The 16,585-nt window shown below is 60.0% G+C and carries 15 protein-coding genes and 1 pseudogene; 12 read left to right on the plus strand and 4 right to left on the minus strand.

Annotated features, from left to right (window positions below):
- Positions 1–258 precede the first annotated feature (258 nt).
- A complete protein-coding gene (locus tag ACIP66_RS14095) occupies positions 259–714 on the plus strand; it encodes a DUF721 domain-containing protein (protein ID WP_053123114.1) in 456 nt (151 codons plus the stop codon).
- Between the two features lie 90 nt (positions 715–804).
- Here ACIP66_RS14095 and ACIP66_RS14100 read toward each other — a convergent pair whose 3' ends face one another.
- Positions 805–2,292 carry a helicase HerA-like domain-containing protein gene (locus ACIP66_RS14100; RefSeq protein ID WP_159812540.1) on the minus strand — a complete coding sequence of 496 codons (1,488 nt, stop codon included), beginning with the start codon at positions 2,290–2,292 and terminating at the stop codon, positions 805–807.
- Positions 2,293–2,478: 186 nt separating this feature from the next.
- Here ACIP66_RS14100 and ACIP66_RS14105 point away from each other — a divergent pair.
- The 5 genes and pseudogenes from ACIP66_RS14105 to ACIP66_RS14125 form a co-directional block, all read left to right on the plus strand.
- Positions 2,479–3,510: pseudogene (locus ACIP66_RS14105) on the plus strand (cache domain-containing protein); the annotation flags it as partial.
- A gap of 93 nt (positions 3,511–3,603) precedes the next feature.
- A complete protein-coding gene (locus ACIP66_RS14110) occupies positions 3,604–4,368 on the plus strand; it encodes a methyl-accepting chemotaxis protein (protein ID WP_371262383.1) in 765 nt (254 codons plus the stop codon).
- Between the two features lie 377 nt (positions 4,369–4,745).
- Positions 4,746–5,837, plus strand: coding sequence for a glycosyltransferase family 4 protein (locus ACIP66_RS14115; protein WP_400648820.1), 1,092 nt, complete (start codon positions 4,746–4,748; stop codon positions 5,835–5,837).
- On the plus strand, positions 5,830–6,606 hold the full coding sequence (locus ACIP66_RS14120) for a DUF2334 domain-containing protein (RefSeq protein WP_400648789.1): 777 nt from the start codon (positions 5,830–5,832) through the stop codon (positions 6,604–6,606). The genes ACIP66_RS14115 and ACIP66_RS14120 overlap by 8 nt, the downstream gene beginning before the upstream one ends.
- Positions 6,603–7,598: a YbhN family protein gene (locus ACIP66_RS14125; RefSeq protein WP_400648790.1), complete on the plus strand. Its 996-nt coding sequence runs from the start codon at positions 6,603–6,605 to the stop codon at positions 7,596–7,598. Before ACIP66_RS14120 ends, ACIP66_RS14125 begins: the two co-directional genes overlap by 4 nt.
- A 39-nt stretch (positions 7,599–7,637) precedes the next feature.
- On the opposite strand, the gene ACIP66_RS14130 is transcribed toward ACIP66_RS14125, so the two are convergent.
- Positions 7,638–7,811: a hypothetical protein gene (locus tag ACIP66_RS14130; protein WP_400648792.1), complete on the minus strand. Its 174-nt coding sequence runs from the start codon at positions 7,809–7,811 to the stop codon at positions 7,638–7,640.
- An 85-nt stretch (positions 7,812–7,896) separates the two neighbouring features.
- Complete coding sequence (purU, locus tag ACIP66_RS14135; protein WP_007912774.1) at positions 7,897–8,745, minus strand: formyltetrahydrofolate deformylase; 849 nt, start codon at positions 8,743–8,745, stop codon at positions 7,897–7,899.
- 337 nt (positions 8,746–9,082) lie between these two features.
- On the opposite strand from purU, the gene mvaT reads away from it, so the two are divergent.
- The gene (gene mvaT / locus ACIP66_RS14140) at positions 9,083–9,460 is read left to right on the plus strand and encodes a histone-like nucleoid-structuring protein MvaT (protein ID WP_007933316.1); all 378 of its coding nucleotides are present in this window, start codon (positions 9,083–9,085) and stop codon (positions 9,458–9,460) included.
- 96 nt (positions 9,461–9,556) lie between these two features.
- On the opposite strand, the gene sbcB is transcribed toward mvaT, so the two are convergent.
- Positions 9,557–10,987, minus strand: coding sequence for an exodeoxyribonuclease I (gene sbcB, locus ACIP66_RS14145; RefSeq protein WP_400648794.1), 1,431 nt, complete (start codon positions 10,985–10,987; stop codon positions 9,557–9,559).
- Between the two features lie 180 nt (positions 10,988–11,167).
- Between sbcB and ACIP66_RS14150 the strand changes: the two genes are divergently transcribed.
- From ACIP66_RS14150 to ACIP66_RS14170, 5 genes are read left to right on the plus strand one after another with little or no spacing between them, the layout of a single operon-like run.
- Complete coding sequence (locus tag ACIP66_RS14150; RefSeq protein ID WP_212543904.1) at positions 11,168–11,893, plus strand: RDD family protein; 726 nt, start codon at positions 11,168–11,170, stop codon at positions 11,891–11,893.
- The gene (locus tag ACIP66_RS14155; protein ID WP_400648795.1) at positions 11,890–12,867 is read left to right on the plus strand and encodes a stage II sporulation protein M; all 978 of its coding nucleotides are present in this window, start codon (positions 11,890–11,892) and stop codon (positions 12,865–12,867) included. The genes ACIP66_RS14150 and ACIP66_RS14155 overlap by 4 nt, the downstream gene beginning before the upstream one ends.
- The gene (locus ACIP66_RS14160; RefSeq protein WP_400648796.1) at positions 12,854–14,401 is read left to right on the plus strand and encodes a DUF4129 domain-containing protein; all 1,548 of its coding nucleotides are present in this window, start codon (positions 12,854–12,856) and stop codon (positions 14,399–14,401) included. Before ACIP66_RS14155 ends, ACIP66_RS14160 begins: the two co-directional genes overlap by 14 nt.
- On the plus strand, positions 14,398–15,561 hold the full coding sequence (locus ACIP66_RS14165) for a DUF4350 domain-containing protein (RefSeq protein WP_400648797.1): 1,164 nt from the start codon (positions 14,398–14,400) through the stop codon (positions 15,559–15,561). The genes ACIP66_RS14160 and ACIP66_RS14165 overlap by 4 nt, the downstream gene beginning before the upstream one ends.
- Positions 15,558–16,559, plus strand: a complete 1,002-nt coding sequence (locus ACIP66_RS14170) for a MoxR family ATPase (protein WP_053123333.1) — start codon at positions 15,558–15,560, stop codon at positions 16,557–16,559. Before ACIP66_RS14165 ends, ACIP66_RS14170 begins: the two co-directional genes overlap by 4 nt.
- Positions 16,560–16,585: the final 26 nt, after the last annotated feature.

Here is a 16,585-nt window from a genome sequence, read left to right on the forward strand (position 1 = left end):
GCCCGAGCAGCCCTCATGGCCGCATGCGAACGAGCATTCTACCCGGAAACGGTGGTGAGGAAAGTGGCGATGTTCCACGATGCTGGCACTGCGCTTTGACGGGGCTCACTTAAAATAGGGGCGTTTTGCTCAACTTCAAGTCGTACGGAAAAGAAGTTAGTCGTTGATTTAATGGGTAAAGCAGGGGCAATTGCAATGGGCGAGTGAAAAGTCCGCTTTCTGCTACCATGGCGTTTCTGTTACTTCAGGTGTTCGATCATGGCATTTCGCCCTCTTACGGCCAGAGCACCCGCCGTTCTGCTTCGCGAAGCCAAACCGCTCAAGGCCATCCTCGGCCATGCCCAACGACTGGGGCATTTGCAACGCCTGCTCGAAAGCCAACTGCAACCCGCCGCCCGCGAGCATTGCCATGTGGCGTCGTGGCGTGAGGGCAGTCTGTTGCTGATTGTCACCGATGGTCATTGGGCCACGCGTCTGCGTTACCAGCAAAAGCGTTTGCAGCGCCAGTTGCAGATGTTTGATGAGTTCGCCAGTTTGACGCGGATTCTGTTCAAGGTGCAGCCGCCGACGATTCAGCGGGCGGTGGTGGGCAATACCATGGATTTGTCGACGGATGCTGCGGCGACGATTCAGGCGACGGCGGACGGGATCAGTGATCCGGGGTTGCGTGCGGCACTGGAGCGTTTGGCGGCGCACGCGAAAGACAAGTCCTGAAGCAAGATCAAAAGATCGCAGCCTGCGGCAGCTCCTACAATTGGAAATGCATCCATCTGTAGGAGCTGCCGAAGGCTGCGATCTTTGCTTTCAGCGGCGTTTGCTGCCGCCTAATAAAGAGCCCATCAGGCCGCGTACCAATTGTTTGCCGAGGTTGTTCGCGGCTTGGCGCATGGCGGATTTCAGTGCCTGCCCGGCGGCGGTGCCGAGGAATTCTCCGGCTCTGTCGGCGAGGCTTGGCTCTTCAGCCGCAGGTTTTCCGGCAGGTGTCTCAGCCTCCGGCGCCAGGCCTTTGCGACCCATGAGGATTTCATACGCCGACTCGCGATCAATCGGCTTGTCATACCGTCCCTTGAACGGCGAGCCGGCGATCAGCGTGGTGCGTTCGGTCTCAGTCAACGGCCCGATCCGCGATTGCGGCGGCGCCACCAGCACGCGCTGCACCATTTCCGGCGTGCCCTTCTCCGCCAGCGTGCCGACCAGCGCCTCGCCGATCCCCAGCTCCGTCAGCACCGACAACGTATCGAACGCCGGATTCGGCCGGAAGCCGTCCGCCACCGCGCGTAGGGATTTCTGTTCCTTGGCAGTGAACGCGCGCAGACCGTGCTGGATGCGCAAACCGAGCTGCGCCAAGACGTCATCGGGCAAATCCGCCGGCGACTGCGTGACGAAATACACGCCAACGCCTTTCGAACGGATCAAGCGCACCACCTGCTCGAGTCGCTCCTGCAGAGCCTTCGGCGTATCGCCAAACAATAAATGCGCCTCATCGAAAAACAGCGCCAGCAGCGGTTTGTCGGCGTCGCCGCGCTCTGGCAACTGCTCGAACAGTTCGGCCAACAGCCACAGCAGGAACGTCGCGTAAACCTTCGGCGCTTCATGCACCAGACGACTGGCGTCGAGCAAATGAATACGCCCTCGGCCATCGGCGGCCGGTTGCAGGATGTCTTCGAGTTGCAGCGCCGGCTCGCCGAACAAAGCTTCCGCGCCCTGCTGCTCGAGGGTCGCCAAACGGCGCAACAGCGCCTGACTGGAACCGGTGGTCATCAGCGCGGCGTCTTCGCCCAACAGCTGCGGATTTTCCTTGAGGTGATTTAGCAGCGCTTTCAGATCTTTCAGATCCAGCAACAACAACCCTTCGCGATCAGCGACCTTGAACGCGGCATACAGCGCCGACTGCTGACTGTCGGTGAGTTCCAGCAGGCTGCCGATCAGCAGCGGGCCCATTTCACTCAGCGTGGTGCGCAGTGGATGACCGGATTCACCGTGGATATCCCACAAGGTCACCGGGTAAGCCTGCGGCGTGTAGTTGAGCCACGGCATGCCGGCGATGCGTTCGGCGATCTTGCCCTGCGGGTTGGCGGCGGCACCGAGGCCGCACAAATCGCCCTTGATGTCAGCGGCGAACACCGCCACGCCAGCATCACTGAACGCTTCAGCCAGACGCTGCAAGGTCACGGTTTTACCGGTACCGGTCGCGCCGGCGATCAGCCCGTGACGGTTCGCCAGGCGCATGGCCTGGCCAATCGGTTGCCCCGTGAGATCGGCGCCGATTACGAGTTGCGATGAGTCAGGCATTTTGTCACCCATGGTTAATCTTTGATTCGCTTTGGCCGATAGATAAAACGTGAACCTGGCTGAAAAGTCGGTAGGACATTTCCCTAAGGAGAGACGGAAATATTCACGTGTACTCACCCTTGCCCATAGTGCGCGCCTTTATAAAAGCACGCCCAGGACATTAAGACCTTAGCGGAACCCCAAGCCATGAACAAAAATCTGCGCTTCAGCCATAAAATTTTGCTTGCCGCCGCCCTCATCGTCATCGCCGCTTTCGCCTCGTTTACGCTGTACAACGACTGGTTGCAGCGCAACGCGATCCGCGATGACCTGAACAACTATCTCAACGAGATGGGCGAAGTCACTGCCGGAAACATTCAAACCTGGCTCAACGGTCGCATTTTGCTGATCGAGAACGCCGCCCAGAACATCTCGATCAACCCCGAGCCCGCCAACGTCGCCAGCCTGCTGGAACAGAAAACCCTGACCTCGACGTTCATGGCCACCTACCTCGGCGACGCCACCGGCCACTTCACCATCCGCCCGGACACGAAGATGCCAGAGGGTTTCGATCCACGGGTGCGCCCTTGGTATAAAGGTGCCGAAGGCAGCAGCACGTCGACCCTGACCGAACCGTACATCGATGCGGCCACCGGGCAGTTGATCATCTCCATCGCCACCGCCTCGAAAAAGGCCGGCCAAAGCGTCGGCGTGGTCGGCGGCGATCTGAGCCTGCAATCGCTCATCGACACCCTCGCCGCCCGAGATTTCGACGGCATGGGGTATGTGTTCCTGGTCAGCGCCGACGGCAAAATCCTCGTGCACCCGGACAAGGCCTTGGTGATGAAATCACTGAAAGACGCCTTCCCGCAGGACACCCCGCGCATCAGCGGCGACTTCAGCGAAGTCACCGTCGATGGCAAAACCCGCATCGTCACTTTCGCGCCGATCAAAGGTTTGCCATCGGTGAACTGGTACATCGGCCTGTCGGTAGATAAAGATCAGGCGTTCGCCATGCTCAGCGAATTCCGCACCTCGGCGGTGATTGCGACGGTGATCGCGGTGGCAATCATCCTCGCGCTGCTCGGCATGCTGATCCGCATTCTGATCCAGCCGCTGCACGTGATGACCCGCGCCATGGAAGACATCGCCGACGGCGAAGGCGACCTGACCAAGCGCCTGACCATCGTCAATAACGATGAGTTTGGTGTGTTGGGCACCGCGTTCAACCGTTTCGTCGAGCGCATTCATGGCTCGATCCGCGAAGTGTCGTCAGCCACCGGGCAAGTCAATGAAGTTGCGTTGCGTGTGGTCGCTGCGTCGAACTCGTCGATGTACAACTCGGATCAACAAGCCTCGCGCACCAGCAGCGTCGCCGCGGCGATCAATCAACTGGGTGCTGCCGCTCAGGAAATCGCCCGCAATGCCGCGCAGGCGTCGAACCAGGCCAGCGATGCGCGTGGCCTCGCCGAAGACGGCCAGCAAGTGGTGGATCGCAGCATCAAGGCGATGAATCAGTTGTCGAGCATGCTCAGTGCGTCGAGCAGCAATATCGAATCGCTGAACAGCAAAACCGTGAACATCGGCCAGATTCTTGAAGTGATCACCAGCATCTCCCAGCAAACCAACCTGCTGGCGCTCAACGCCGCGATCGAAGCGGCGCGTGCCGGTGAGGCCGGGCGCGGCTTTGCGGTGGTGGCGGATGAAGTGCGCAACCTCGCGCATCGCACGCAGGAATCGGCGCAGCAGGTGCAGACGATGATCGAAGAGTTGCAAGTCGGCGCCCGGGAGTCGGTGAGCACCATGAGTGAAAGCCAGCGTCACAGCCAGGACAGCGTCGAGATTGCCAACCTTGCCGGCGAACGTTTGAACAGCGTGACCCTGCGGATTGGCGAGATTGACGGGATGAACCAGTCGGTGGCGACGGCGACGGAAGAGCAAACGGCGGTGGTTGAGTCGATCAATGTTGATATTACCGAGATCAATACGCTGAACCAGGAAGGGGTCGAAAACCTGCAGGCGACGTTGCGGGCGTGCTCGGATCTGGAACAGCAGGCTTCGCGGTTGAAGCAGTTGGTGGGTAGTTTCAGGATTTAAGATCAAGAGCTTACCCCCTCACCCCAGCCCTCTCCCCCAGGGGGGCGAGGGGGAAAGGGAGCAGATCTTCAAGCCTTTCAAAACCTGAGCTCGACTCAGGTCTCTCAAGTCGGCGTACCTCCAACATCCACCTCGGTCAGTCCCCTCTCCCTCCGGGAGGGGTGAGGGACTCTTCAAAACCTGAGTTCACCTCAGGTCTCTCAAGTCGGCGTACCTCCAGCATCCACCTCGGTCAGTCCCCTCTCCCTCGGGAGAGGGTTAGGGTGAGGGGCCGCTTCAGCGCGGATTCCGACCGAACCATCCATTCCAGACAAAGGTCAACCAAGGGAGTACCACGCAGCGGAGGGTTGTTCACCGTGCACATCGCCGACATCACCATGTTTTACGCCCCGGCCAGCGGTGGCGTGCGCACGTATCTGGATGCCAAACATCGTCGTTTGGGCTTCAAACCCGGCATTCGCCACAGCCTGCTGATCCCCGGCGCCCGCTTCGGCGAACACGACGGCGTTTACACGGTTCCCGCCCCCGCCCTGCCCTTCGGCAAAGGCTATCGCTTCCCGCTGCGCCTCGCGCCGTGGCGAAACGTCCTGCAGGATTTGCAGCCCGATCTCATTGAAGTCGGCGACCCCTACCTCACCGCATGGGCCGCACTGGATGCCCGACGGCAACTGGATGTGCCGGTGATCGGCTTTTATCACTCGGATCTGCCGCTGCTGGTCGGCAATCGCATGGGCCATTGGGTTACGCCGAATGTCGAAGCGTATGTCACCAAACTTTACGGCAACTTCGACCGCGTGCTCGCGCCAAGTCAGGTAATGGCCGACAAGCTCACCGGCCTCGGCGTGCGCAATGTCTTCGTGCAGCCGCTGGGCGTCGATCTGCAAACCTTTCACCCCGAGGCCCGCGACCCGAATCTGCGCGCACAACTGGGCATCGCCGACGACACCCGGCTGCTGATCTACGCCGGGCGCGGTTCAAAAGAGAAAAACCTGCCAGTGCTGCTCAAATGCATGCAACGCCTCGGCCCGCGCTATCACTTGCTGCTGGTCGGCTCGTCGATGCCCGCCGTGGTGCCGGACAATGTCAGCGTGATTAATCAATTCTGCCCGGCACCGCGCGTCGCGCAATTGATGGCCAGCGCCGATGCGCTGATCCATGCCGGCGATCAGGAAACCTTCGGCCTGGTGATTCTCGAAGCCATGGCCTGCGGCATTCCGGTGGTGGCGGTGGCGGCCGGGGCGTTTGAAGAAATCGTCAACGAATCCTGCGGTTTGCTCTGTACACCGAATAATCCACAGGCGATGGCCAATGCCGTGCGCGAAGTGTTCAGTCGCGGCACTGTGAAACTGGGCGAGCAAGCGCGACAGCACGTTGAACAGCATTACGCGTGGGACACGGTGGTCGACAGTCTGCTCGGCCACTATCACGCCGTCCTCGGCCACGCGCTGCCTAAGGTTGCCAATGGCTGAAGCGCTGAGTCGCCCCGCCGTGTTGTTGGTGCTGCATGACGTGGCACCGTCGACGTGGGCGGATTACCAACCGTTTGTCGAAGCCGTCGACGCACTGGGCAGCGTGCCGATGACCTGGCTGGTCGTCCCCGATTTCCATCGGCGCAACGCCCTCAACGAACATCCGGCGTTTTGTCGATTGCTCGATGAGCGTGTTGCCCGCGGCGATGAGTTGGCCTTGCACGGTTTTTTCCATGACGATCAGGAACCCGGCCCAACCAGTCCGCGCGACTGGTTCATGCGCCGCGTTTACACCCACGAAGGCGAGTTCTATCGTTTATCCCGCGAAACCGCCCTCGCCCGTCTGCGCGATGGCATCGAAGTCTTCCAGCGCCACGACTGGCCGTTGCACGGTTTCGTCGCCCCGGCGTGGTTGATGAGCGACGGCACCCGCCAAGCCCTGCGTGAATTACAGCTGAGCTACACCAGTGATCCACAGCATCTTTATCGATTGCCGGATTTCTCCGCCATCGACGCGCCGGGTCTGGTCTGGAGTGCCCGCAGCGCCTGGCGTCGCGGTTTATCGAAAATTGTCAGTGAGCAGCGGCAACAGCGTTGGCGCCAGGCGTCGGTGATTCGGCTAGGCTTGCACCCTGTGGACATGCGCCACGATTTTTCCCGCGATTACTGGCTGCACACCTTGCAGCGACTACTGAATGAAGGACGCGTACCGATGACCAAAATCCACTGGCTCGCCCAACAGCGCGGTCAATCGGGATCCGCTGCATGAGTCGCGGCATTCTGTTGTTGATCGGCCTGCTCGCGGCGGTGTTGATCCCGGTGGTGCTCGGTGGCGGCGAAACCTGGGCGCGCCTGCAAAGTTTTCCGCTGTTATGGCTGTTGATCATGTTCGGCATGATCCTGCTCTGCTGGGGCATCAATACCCTGCGTCTGCGCTTGTTGCTCGGCGATCAGCGCGACCGCGTCACGCCGCTGAAAAGCCTCGGCGTGGTGATGGCCGCCGAGTTCGCTTATTGCGCCACGCCCGGTGGCAGCGGTGGGCCGTTGACCATCATGGCGTTGCTCGCCCGCTGCGGTGTGCGTCCGGCCCGTGGCAGCGCGGTGTTTGCCATGGATCAACTCAGCGATTTGCTGTTCTTTCTCTGCGCCCTCAGCGGCATTCTGATTTATGCGTTGTTTCAACATCTGAGCGATCGCCTGGAATGGTTGCTGACAGTCAGCGCGATTTCGTTGTTTGGCGGCTTGTTCAGTTGCGTGTTGATTGCGCGTTATCACCGCGCGTTGATTCGCTTGAGTGGCCGCTTATTGGTGAGGATGAACGTTAAACCGGGCACTCGCCGCCGCTGGGCGCGCAAGTTGCTGCACTTTCTCGCGGCGTTTACCGACACGTTGAAGTTGCCCTGGCAAACCCTGATCAAGGTGTTCGCGCTGACGTGTGTGCATTGGTTATTGCGTTACAGCGTGTTGTATCTGGCGTTGCGCGGGTTGGGCGCAGACTTGCAGTGGGCCTGGAGTTTTCTGGTGCAGATGCTGTCGCTGGGGGCCGGGCAATTCAGTTTATTGCCGGGGGGCGCGGGGGCGGCGGAATTGACTTCGGCGGCACTGTTGGCGCCGATGGTGGGGAAATCGACGGCAGCGGCGGCGATTCTGATTTGGCGGGTGGTGACGTATTACTTTTATCTGTTGGTTGGGGGGCCGGTGTTTTTGATGATGTTGGGGCGGCCGTTGTTGCGCAAATTGATGAAAGTGCCGCAGGCGTAAAAGATCGCAGCCTGCGGCAGCTCCTACAGGGATCGCGTTTCACACTTCGTTTTGTTTATCGTCGGACTCTTGCAACTGTTCCCACAACTCGGCCGCACCGGGAAACTCGGTGCCATCCTCCGGGGTCATGTCCTCGGGGTCGTAGCGACTCAAACAACCTTCGCCCAATGTCGCCGGCGCTTTGGACGTGGCTTTGTCCAGTGGATCACTCATGTAAGTTTCCTCGGGGCTTAAACGACAAAGGGTCTGAGCGATTGAACGCCCAGACCCTTGGTTTTTCAAGCCTGCGTGTGTTCGATCAGAACACCACAGTCTTGTTGCCGTGCACCAGCACGCGATCTTCGAGGTGATAACGCAGGCCGCGAGCCAGCACCATCTTCTCGACGTCACGGCCGAAACGCACCATGTCTTCGATGCTGTCGCTGTGGCTCACGCGCACCACGTCCTGCTCGATGATCGGGCCGGCGTCCAGCTCTTCGGTCACGTAGTGGCAGGTCGCGCCAATCAGTTTCACGCCGCGCAGCGACGCCTGGTGGTACGGCTTGGCACCGACGAACGACGGCAGGAAGCTGTGGTGAATGTTGATCACCTTGTGCGCGTATTCGCGGCACATGTCCGGCGGCAGGATTTGCATGTAACGCGCCAGCACCACTACTTCAGCGTCGTGCTGTTTGACCAGACGCGACACTTCGTCGAAGGCCGGTTGCTTGTCCTGCGGATTGACCGGGACGTGGTAATACGGGATGCCGTGCCACTCGACCATGCTGCGCAGGTCGTCATGGTTGGAAATCACGCAGGAGATTTCGCAATCCAGCTCATCGCTGTGCCAGCGGTGCAACAAGTCCGCCAGGCAGTGCGATTCGCGGCTGGCCATCAGCACTACGCGCTTCTTCTGCTCGGTGTCGGTGATGCGCCAGTCCATCGAGAACTCTTCGGCGATCGGCGCAAACTTCTCGCGCAATACTTCAATACCGAATGGCAGCGAATCGGCACGAATTTCGTGACGCATGAAGAACCAACCCACCTGATTATCCGAGTGGTGGCTCGCTTCGGTGATCCAGCCATTGTGGGCTGCCAGAAAATTACTGACTTTGGCAACGATGCCAACGCGGTCCGGGCAAGAAATCACCAGACGAAAAGTGCGCATGAGGGGAAGACTCCAGAACTTCGCAAAGGCCGCCATTCTAGCGACTGCGCGGGAAAACTGCAGTATTGATGAGCGCTGGCGTGGCCGGGGCCTGATACCCACACTTTTTTGACGGAAACAAACGCCAGAGGGATGGCGCTTTGCTGGCATTGTTAAACAGACATTTGTGAATATCTGTGCTGACGGCTTCACACTATTTAACTGAACAATCAATTTGCGGCTATTTCTCGTAACTAATTTAAATAAAAACCCCGGTTAAATGTTTACTTGATGAAACAGCCTGACTATTATTGCGCCACTGTCCCCTGTCATTCAGCATTCTACTAAGGTAGTAATCATGTCCTTGATCAACGAATATCGCGCCACCGAAGAAGCTATCAAAGAGCTGCAAGCCCGTTTGAAGAACCTGTCGCAAGACGACAAACTGCAAACCGAGCTGGAATTCGAAGGCAAACTGCGCACCCTGATGGGCGAATACTCCAAGTCGCTGCGTGACATCATCGCGCTGCTGGACCCAGAGTCGAAAACCAAAGCACCACGCGGCGGCGCAGTAAAAACTACCGGCACCAAGCGTGCTCGCAAAGTTAAACAATACAAAAACCCGCACAACGGCGAAGTCATCGAAACCAAAGGTGGCAACCACAAAACTCTGAAAGAGTGGAAAGCCAAGTGGGGCGGCGACGTGGTTGAAGGCTGGGCTACCCTGCTGGGCTAAGCCGCAACGCCTTCGCAGAGTGATCTGCGAAAAAAGAAACGCCAGCGAATGCTGGCGTTTTTTATGCCTGACGTTTAGTAACAAACATGTTCGATTTCAAAGACCCAAACGTTTGCGCAATGCCTGGACATAACTCTGCCATTCATTGAGCACTGCGCTCTGCTCTGGCGTAGCACTAAGCAACCATTGCTCGGCGGCCTCGCTAAAAGATTTCAAGGTATTCGGCGCGCCGAATTCCGGGGCCGACAAACGTTGCTGACACAATAATTTCCAGCGCGCCTGTTCTTCAGAATTCAACGTATCGGCAAAGTTACGTGCGCGATATCGAAAGAGTAATTCAGGCAAACGTTCATCATCGAACGGCCATTGCTCTTGTGCCAAATGTGCCGGGTCAGCGTTTCTCACTTGCTCACACAGACGCCGATCACGATCACCGATAAATCCGTCGTACAACTGTTGTTCCGGATCTTCACTCGGGGTGAAATCTTCGCTGGCATAAATAGCCGCAATTTTATCTTTCCAAACTTGTTGTGCGTCAGTTAGCCGCAGCGCGCGTTCCTGATAAAGCGCCATGTCCAGACCCAATCGTTGCTGATCGTCGGCGCGTAACACCGATAACGGCGCGACGACCGGGCAGCGATTGATGTGAATAATCTTCAGCGGCACCGGCAATTCGCCCTCAAGCAAATCGTCACGGCGCGTGTACAGACGCTGGCGCAGGGTTTGTGAATCCAGATCGAGCAAGCCCTGTGGATCGAGGTGCAAGTCGCAAACAATCAGCGCATTACGGTTTTTCGGGTGCCAGGCCAGCGGCATGACCACACCGACATAACTGCGCGCTGCCGAGAAGCGTCCGGAGATGTGCACCAGCGGCTGCAACAGGCGAATCTGATCCATCACCTTCTGTTTGCTGCGCAACTGGAACAGCCAGTCATAGAGCTTAGGCTGTTTCTCGCGGATCAGTTTCGCCAGCGCAATGGTCGCGCGCACGTCCGACAACGCTTCGTGGGCATGGCCGTGATCGATGTTATTGGCGGCGGTCAGGCGTTCGAGCTTGAGGGTCACGCGGCCCTCGTCATCGGTCGGCCAGACCAGCCCGTCCGGGCGCAAGGCGTAAGCAGCGCGCACTACATCGATCAAATCCCAGCGACTGTTGCCGCCCTGCCATTCACGGGCGTAGGGATCGAAGAAATTGCGATACAGGCTGTAACGGGTCATCTCGTCGTCGAAACGCAAGGAGTTGTAACCCGCACCGCACGTACCGGGAGCGGCCAATTGCGCGTGAACCCGGGTCATGAAATCGGCTTCGCTCAAACCTTTTTCGGCGAGCTGACTGGGGGTGATGCCGGTGATCGCGCATGCCGCCGGGTGCGGCAGGATGTCTTCGCTGGGCTGACAGTAAAGGTTGACCGGCTCGTCGATTTCGTTGAGCTCGTGGTCGGTGCGAATCCCGGCGACCTGCAGCGGGCGGTCGTTACGCGGATTGATGCCAGTGGTTTCGTAGTCGTACCAGAAGATTGAAGTCACGGGCGGATCCTGAACTGAAGATCGGCAAAGTCTAGGCGCTCAACCCTTGTCGCGGCCAGTCTTGAAACATTCAAACACCTGGCGACACATGCTGTGCCATACATAGTTATGTCGTTTCCCCCCGAGAGGCTGCTAGCATCGGACGCACTTGCACTCAGAACAGGCGACATCAGGTAGCCCATGCTCGAGCCCACAGCACCGCCAAGGAAAGCACCGCTGGCCCCGCCGCTGGATACGCGGCATCAGGTCGAAACGCCGGAAGGCATCGACCTGCCCCTGCGCCCTGCCGGGTTGATGGTGCGGGCCGTGGCGTTCGCCATCGATCTGGGCATTCGCGGTGTGATCATGGGCGTGCTGTTTATCGCGTTGGCGTTCCTCGGCAAGCTCGGCATGGGCCTCGGTTCGCTGCTGCTGTTTGCGATCAGTTGGTGGTACATGGTGCTGTTCGAGGTGCTGCGGCAGGGACGCTCGCCGGGCAAACAGTGGATGGGCCTGCGCGTGGTACACGATGACGGCACGCCGGTTGGCTGGTCGGCCTCGTTGTTGCGCAATCTGCTGCGCTTCGTTGATCTGCTGCCGTTCGGCTACTTCCTCGGCAGCCTCAGTTGCCTGCAACACCCGACCTTCAAACGCCTCGGCGACATCGCCGCCGGCACGCTGGTGGTTTACAGCGAACGCCCGCTGACGCGTCCGCAATTGCCTGACGCCGAACCCCGGCGCTCGCCCGTGCCGCTGACGCTCAGCGAACAACGTGCAGTGCTCGGTTTTGCCGAACGTCAGGGCGAACTGTCACCGGCGCGGGTCAATGAACTGGCCGCCCTGCTCGCCCAGCCGCTGCATATCTCCGCGCCCAAAGCCGTTGCCGAACTCAATGGCATCGCGCGCGGTTTATTGGGCCCGACATGAAGCAGAGCCTTTTTGAAAGTCGCCACAAGGCCGAATGGGAGCGTTTTGCGCTGGCCCTCGAACGCCTTGAACGCGGCAAGGACACCTCGCAAGTCGCCGGATTCCCGAGAAGCTATCGACGTCTTTGCCAACATCTGGCGTTGGCGCTGGAACGCGGCTACAGCAGTTTCCTCATCGACTCGTTGCAGCAACACGTGCTGCGCGGCCATCAACAGCTGTACCGCCATCGCAGTCGCCTTGGCGCCAACCTGCTCAGTTTTATCCTCGCCGATTTCCCGCGACTGGTGCGCGCCGAATGGCCGTTTGTGCTGGTCGCCGCGCTGCTTTTTTTCGGCAGCCTGATCGGCGTCGGGGTGTTGGTCTATGTGTTTCCCGACCTCGTTTACAACCTGATTCCCGCCGATCAAGTGCGCGAGATGCAAGGCATGTATGACCCGGTCGCCGGCCACCTCGGGCGCCCCGCCGAACGCGCGGCCAGTGAAGACTGGGTGATGTTCGGCTACTACGTGATGCACAACATCGGCATCGCCTTTCAGACCTTCGCCAGCGGATTGTTGATGGGCGTGGGCAGCGCATTTTTTCTGTTCTACAACGGTCTGGTCATCGGCGCGGTGGCCGGGCATCTGACCGAGATCGGTTTCGGCGAGACCTTCTGGTCGTTCGTCATCGCCCATGGCGCTTTCGAACTGACGGCGATTGCTCTCGCCGGCGCGGCCGGTCTGGAACTCGGCTGGGCGTTGATCGCGCCCGGGCGCCTGACCCGCGCCGAGGCCTTGAAACGCGCGGCGCGCAAAAGCGTGTTGCTGGTCTGCGGGGTGATGTTGTTCCTGCTGATCGCGGCGTTCATCGAAGCCTATTGGTCGTCGAAAACCAGTGTCGCGCCGCTGACTAAATATCTGGTCGGCGCCGGACTCTGGACGTTGGTCGCGTGCTACCTGCTGTTCGCCGGAAGGACACGCCATGCGCCTGAGTGACGCCACCGTGGTGATCCGCCCGCGCACGACCTGGGAAGCCATGGATCTGGGCGTGCTCATGTGTCAGCAACATCGACGCTTGCTGATGACCAGTTGGGCGATTGTCACCTTGCCGCTGTTCGCCCTGCTCAGCCTGGTGTTTTGGGATTCGCCGACGCTGGCCGTGTTTATATTCTGGTGGCTGAAACCGGCGTACGAACGCCTGCCGTTGTACATCCTGTCCAAAGCGCTGTTCGGCGAAACGCCCACCCTCAAACAAGCGCTGCGCGAATGGCCGCGCCTGCTCAAACCGCAACTGCTGGCCAGCCTGACCTGGCGTCGCTTGAGCTTCAGCCGCAGCTTTCTGCTGCCGGTGGCACAACTCGAAGGCCTCGACGGCAACGCTCGCCAACAACGCCTGCAAGTGCTGTTGCAGCGCAACGCCGGCGCGGCGCAATGGCTGACCATTATTGGCGTGCATCTGGAAACTGCGCTGTGGATCGGTTTGATGGTGCTGTTCTATCTGTTGCTGCCGCAGCAAGTGGAAACCGATTGGGACTGGCAGTCGCTGATTCTCTCGGCCGATCACGAATGGCGCTGGCTAGAACACCTGACCAACGCTTTTTATGCGCTGGTGCTGGTGGTGTGGGAACCGATCTACGTCGCCTGCGGATTCAGCCTGTATCTGAACCGCCGCACGCAACTGGAAGCGTGGGACATCGAACTGGTGTTCCGGCGTTTGCGCCAGCGCCTGAACAACGGCGTGCTCGGTCTGTTGCTGGCGATCTGTCTGGTGCTGCCGAATGTGCCCTCGGTCTGGGCGGCTGAACCCGACACCCGTCCGGATGCACCGCGCTTGTTAAATCAGCCGCTGACCAGTCAGGCCTCCCACGACAGCATCAAGGCCTTGCTCGAACAACCGCCGTTCAAGAACAAGGAATCGGTCACCCGCTACCGTTTTGGCGATGACCCGGCAGCGCCGGCCAAAGACGCAAAACCCGGCGACGCACCGCAATGGTTGAAAACCCTGTTGGGCTGGCTCGACGGTCGACACTTCAATGGGCTGGCCAAGCTGATCGAGGTGCTGTTGTGGGGTGTGCTGATTGCCTTGATCGGTTGGCTGATCTGGCGCTACCGCGAGTTTCTCCGGGCCTTCGTCAGTCGCCGGCCGAAACTGCCAGCGCTGCCAAAACGAGCGGTGCCGCAGCAAGCGTTCGGTCTGGATTTGAACCGCGACACCTTGCCCGACGACATCGCCGCCAGCGCCGAACAACTCTGGCTCAGCCAACCGCGCGCGGCGTTGAGCCTGCTCTATCGCGGTCTGCTCAGCCATCTGCTGCATGACTTCGATCTGACGCTGAAACCTGCCGACACCGAAAATCAGGTGCTGGCGCGCGTAGAACAATTGCAGCGACCGGAGTTGCTCGCCTTCAGTCGCAACCTCACTATGCACTGGCAGAACATGGCCTACGGGCATCGAGTCCCGGCGGCGCATCTGCAAAAGGAATTGTGCGACGGCTGGCGCGCCTTGTTTGGCCACGGAGCTGCCCGTTGAATCGCCGTACCCTGTGGTGGGTCGGCGCAGTGCTCGTCGCACTGCTGATCGCATTGAGCGTGTTTCTGGTTCTCCAGGCCAAGCCGTATCAGGAAGAAGTCGATCACGGTCCTTCCCCTGAAGCGCAGGCCAATCCGTATCTGGCGGCGGAAATGTTTTTGCGTGAGCGCGGCCTCAAAGTCAGTCACGCCGAAAGCCTTTCCGTGCTGCCGGATATCGACCCACGTCGACACACGCTGCTGCTGTTCAACGACCGTTCACGCATGACCCCACGTCAGGTCGAGCAAGTGTTGAACTGGACGCGGGCCGGCGGGCGACTGGTGTTTGTCGCTGAATCGCTGTGGGATGAGCAGACCAAACAGAGCAACGACCTGCTGCTCGATCGCGTGCAACTGCATCAATCCTTGAGCAAGGATCTCAAGGATCCGCCCAAAGACCTTGAGCAAGACCCCTTCCCGAAATTGACCAAGCTGTATGTGGAGGATGAAGACGCGCCGGCCTATGCCGGGTTCGACACGGACTTCCACCTCGACGACCCGAAAAACCTCGCGCAAGCCTGGGCCAACAGCGGCAAAGCCACGCACATGATGCAACTGCCTTACAGCCTCGGCTCGATCACCGTGGTCACTGACGCCGAGCTGTGGAAAAGCCAGACCATCGCTCAATACGACAATGCCTGGCTGCTCTGGTACCTGAGCGCCGACACCGACGTCACGCTGATCTACAACACCGAACACGACGGCTTGCTGACCTTGCTCTGGCGCTACTTCCCGCAGGCCATCGTCGCCCTGCTCGCCTTGATCGGCCTGTGGTTGTGGCATGTCGGTGTGCGCCACGGCCCGCTTCAGGCACCGGCGCCGAGCGGCCGTCGACAATTGCAGGAACACCTGCGTGCCAGCGCGGATTTCCTGCTGCGCCACAACGGTCAGCAAGCGCTGCTGCAAGCCTTGCAACAAGACGTGTTGCGTCGCGCGCGCCGTCGCCATCCCGGTTTTGATCGATTGAACGTTGCCGAACAATGGCTGGCACTGTCACGCCTGACCCGCCAGCCCACCCGCGCCATCAGCCAGGCCCTGAGCCCGGTTCCGAACCAGCGTTTGTCCAGCGCCGAGTTCTGCCGTCAGGTCGCCCACCTGCAAACCTTGAGGAACACGCTATGAGTGAACAGACCGAGCCCGGCAGCGCCAGCCACGCCGCCCAGCAACGCCAGCGCGCCAGCCAACTGGCGCAAGCGGTTCGCAGCGAATTGCAGAAAGCTTTGATTGGCCAGAATCAGGTAATCGACGACGTGCTGACCGCGCTGATCGCCGGTGGCCACGTGCTGCTCGAAGGTGTGCCGGGGCTGGGTAAAACCTTGCTGGTGCGTGCATTGGCGCGCTGCTTCGGTGGCGAGTTCGCGCGTATCCAGTTCACCCCGGATCTGATGCCCAGCGACGTCACCGGTCATGCGGTCTATGACCTGCAAACCGAGCAGTTCAAATTGCGCAAAGGCCCGCTGTTCACCAATTTGCTGCTGGCCGACGAGATCAACCGCGCCCCGGCGAAAACCCAGGCGGCGCTGCTCGAAGCGATGCAAGAAAGGCAAGTCACCCTCGAAGGCCGCGCCCTGCCCATCGCTCAGCCGTTCATGGTGCTGGCCACGCAAAACCCGATTGAACAGGAAGGCACTTACCCGCTGCCCGAAGCCGAACTCGACCGCTTCATGCTCAAGGTGCGCATGGATTACCCCGACGCCGATCAGGAGTTGAACATGGTGCGTCAGGTCAGTCGCTCGACCCGCGCCGACATGCTTGATGTGCAACCGTTGCGCACCGTGCTGCAAGCCAAGGACGTGCAAGCGCTGCAACGCATTGCCAGTGATTTGCCGCTGGACGATCAAGTCCTCGATTACGCCGTACGACTGGCGCGCAGCACGCGCAGTTGGCCGGGGCTGACCCTCGGCGCCGGGCCTCGCGCCTCGATTGCCCTGGTGCGCTGCGCCCGCGCCCGCGCCCTGTTACGCGGCGGCGAATTCGTCATCCCCGACGACATCAAAGGCTGCGCGCTGGCCGTGCTGCGCCACCGCGTACGCATCGCCCCGGAACTGGACATCGAAGGCCTGCAAGTCGATCAGGTATTGCAGCAACTGCTCGACCAGATCCCGGCGCCGCGCCTGTGAAATTCGTTTTGGGCAGAAAAGATCGC

Origin of the sequence: Pseudomonas sp. NPDC088429 (assembly GCF_044753305.1) — a bacterium.
Taxonomy (GTDB): Bacteria; Pseudomonadota; Gammaproteobacteria; order Pseudomonadales; family Pseudomonadaceae; genus Aquipseudomonas; species Aquipseudomonas rustica.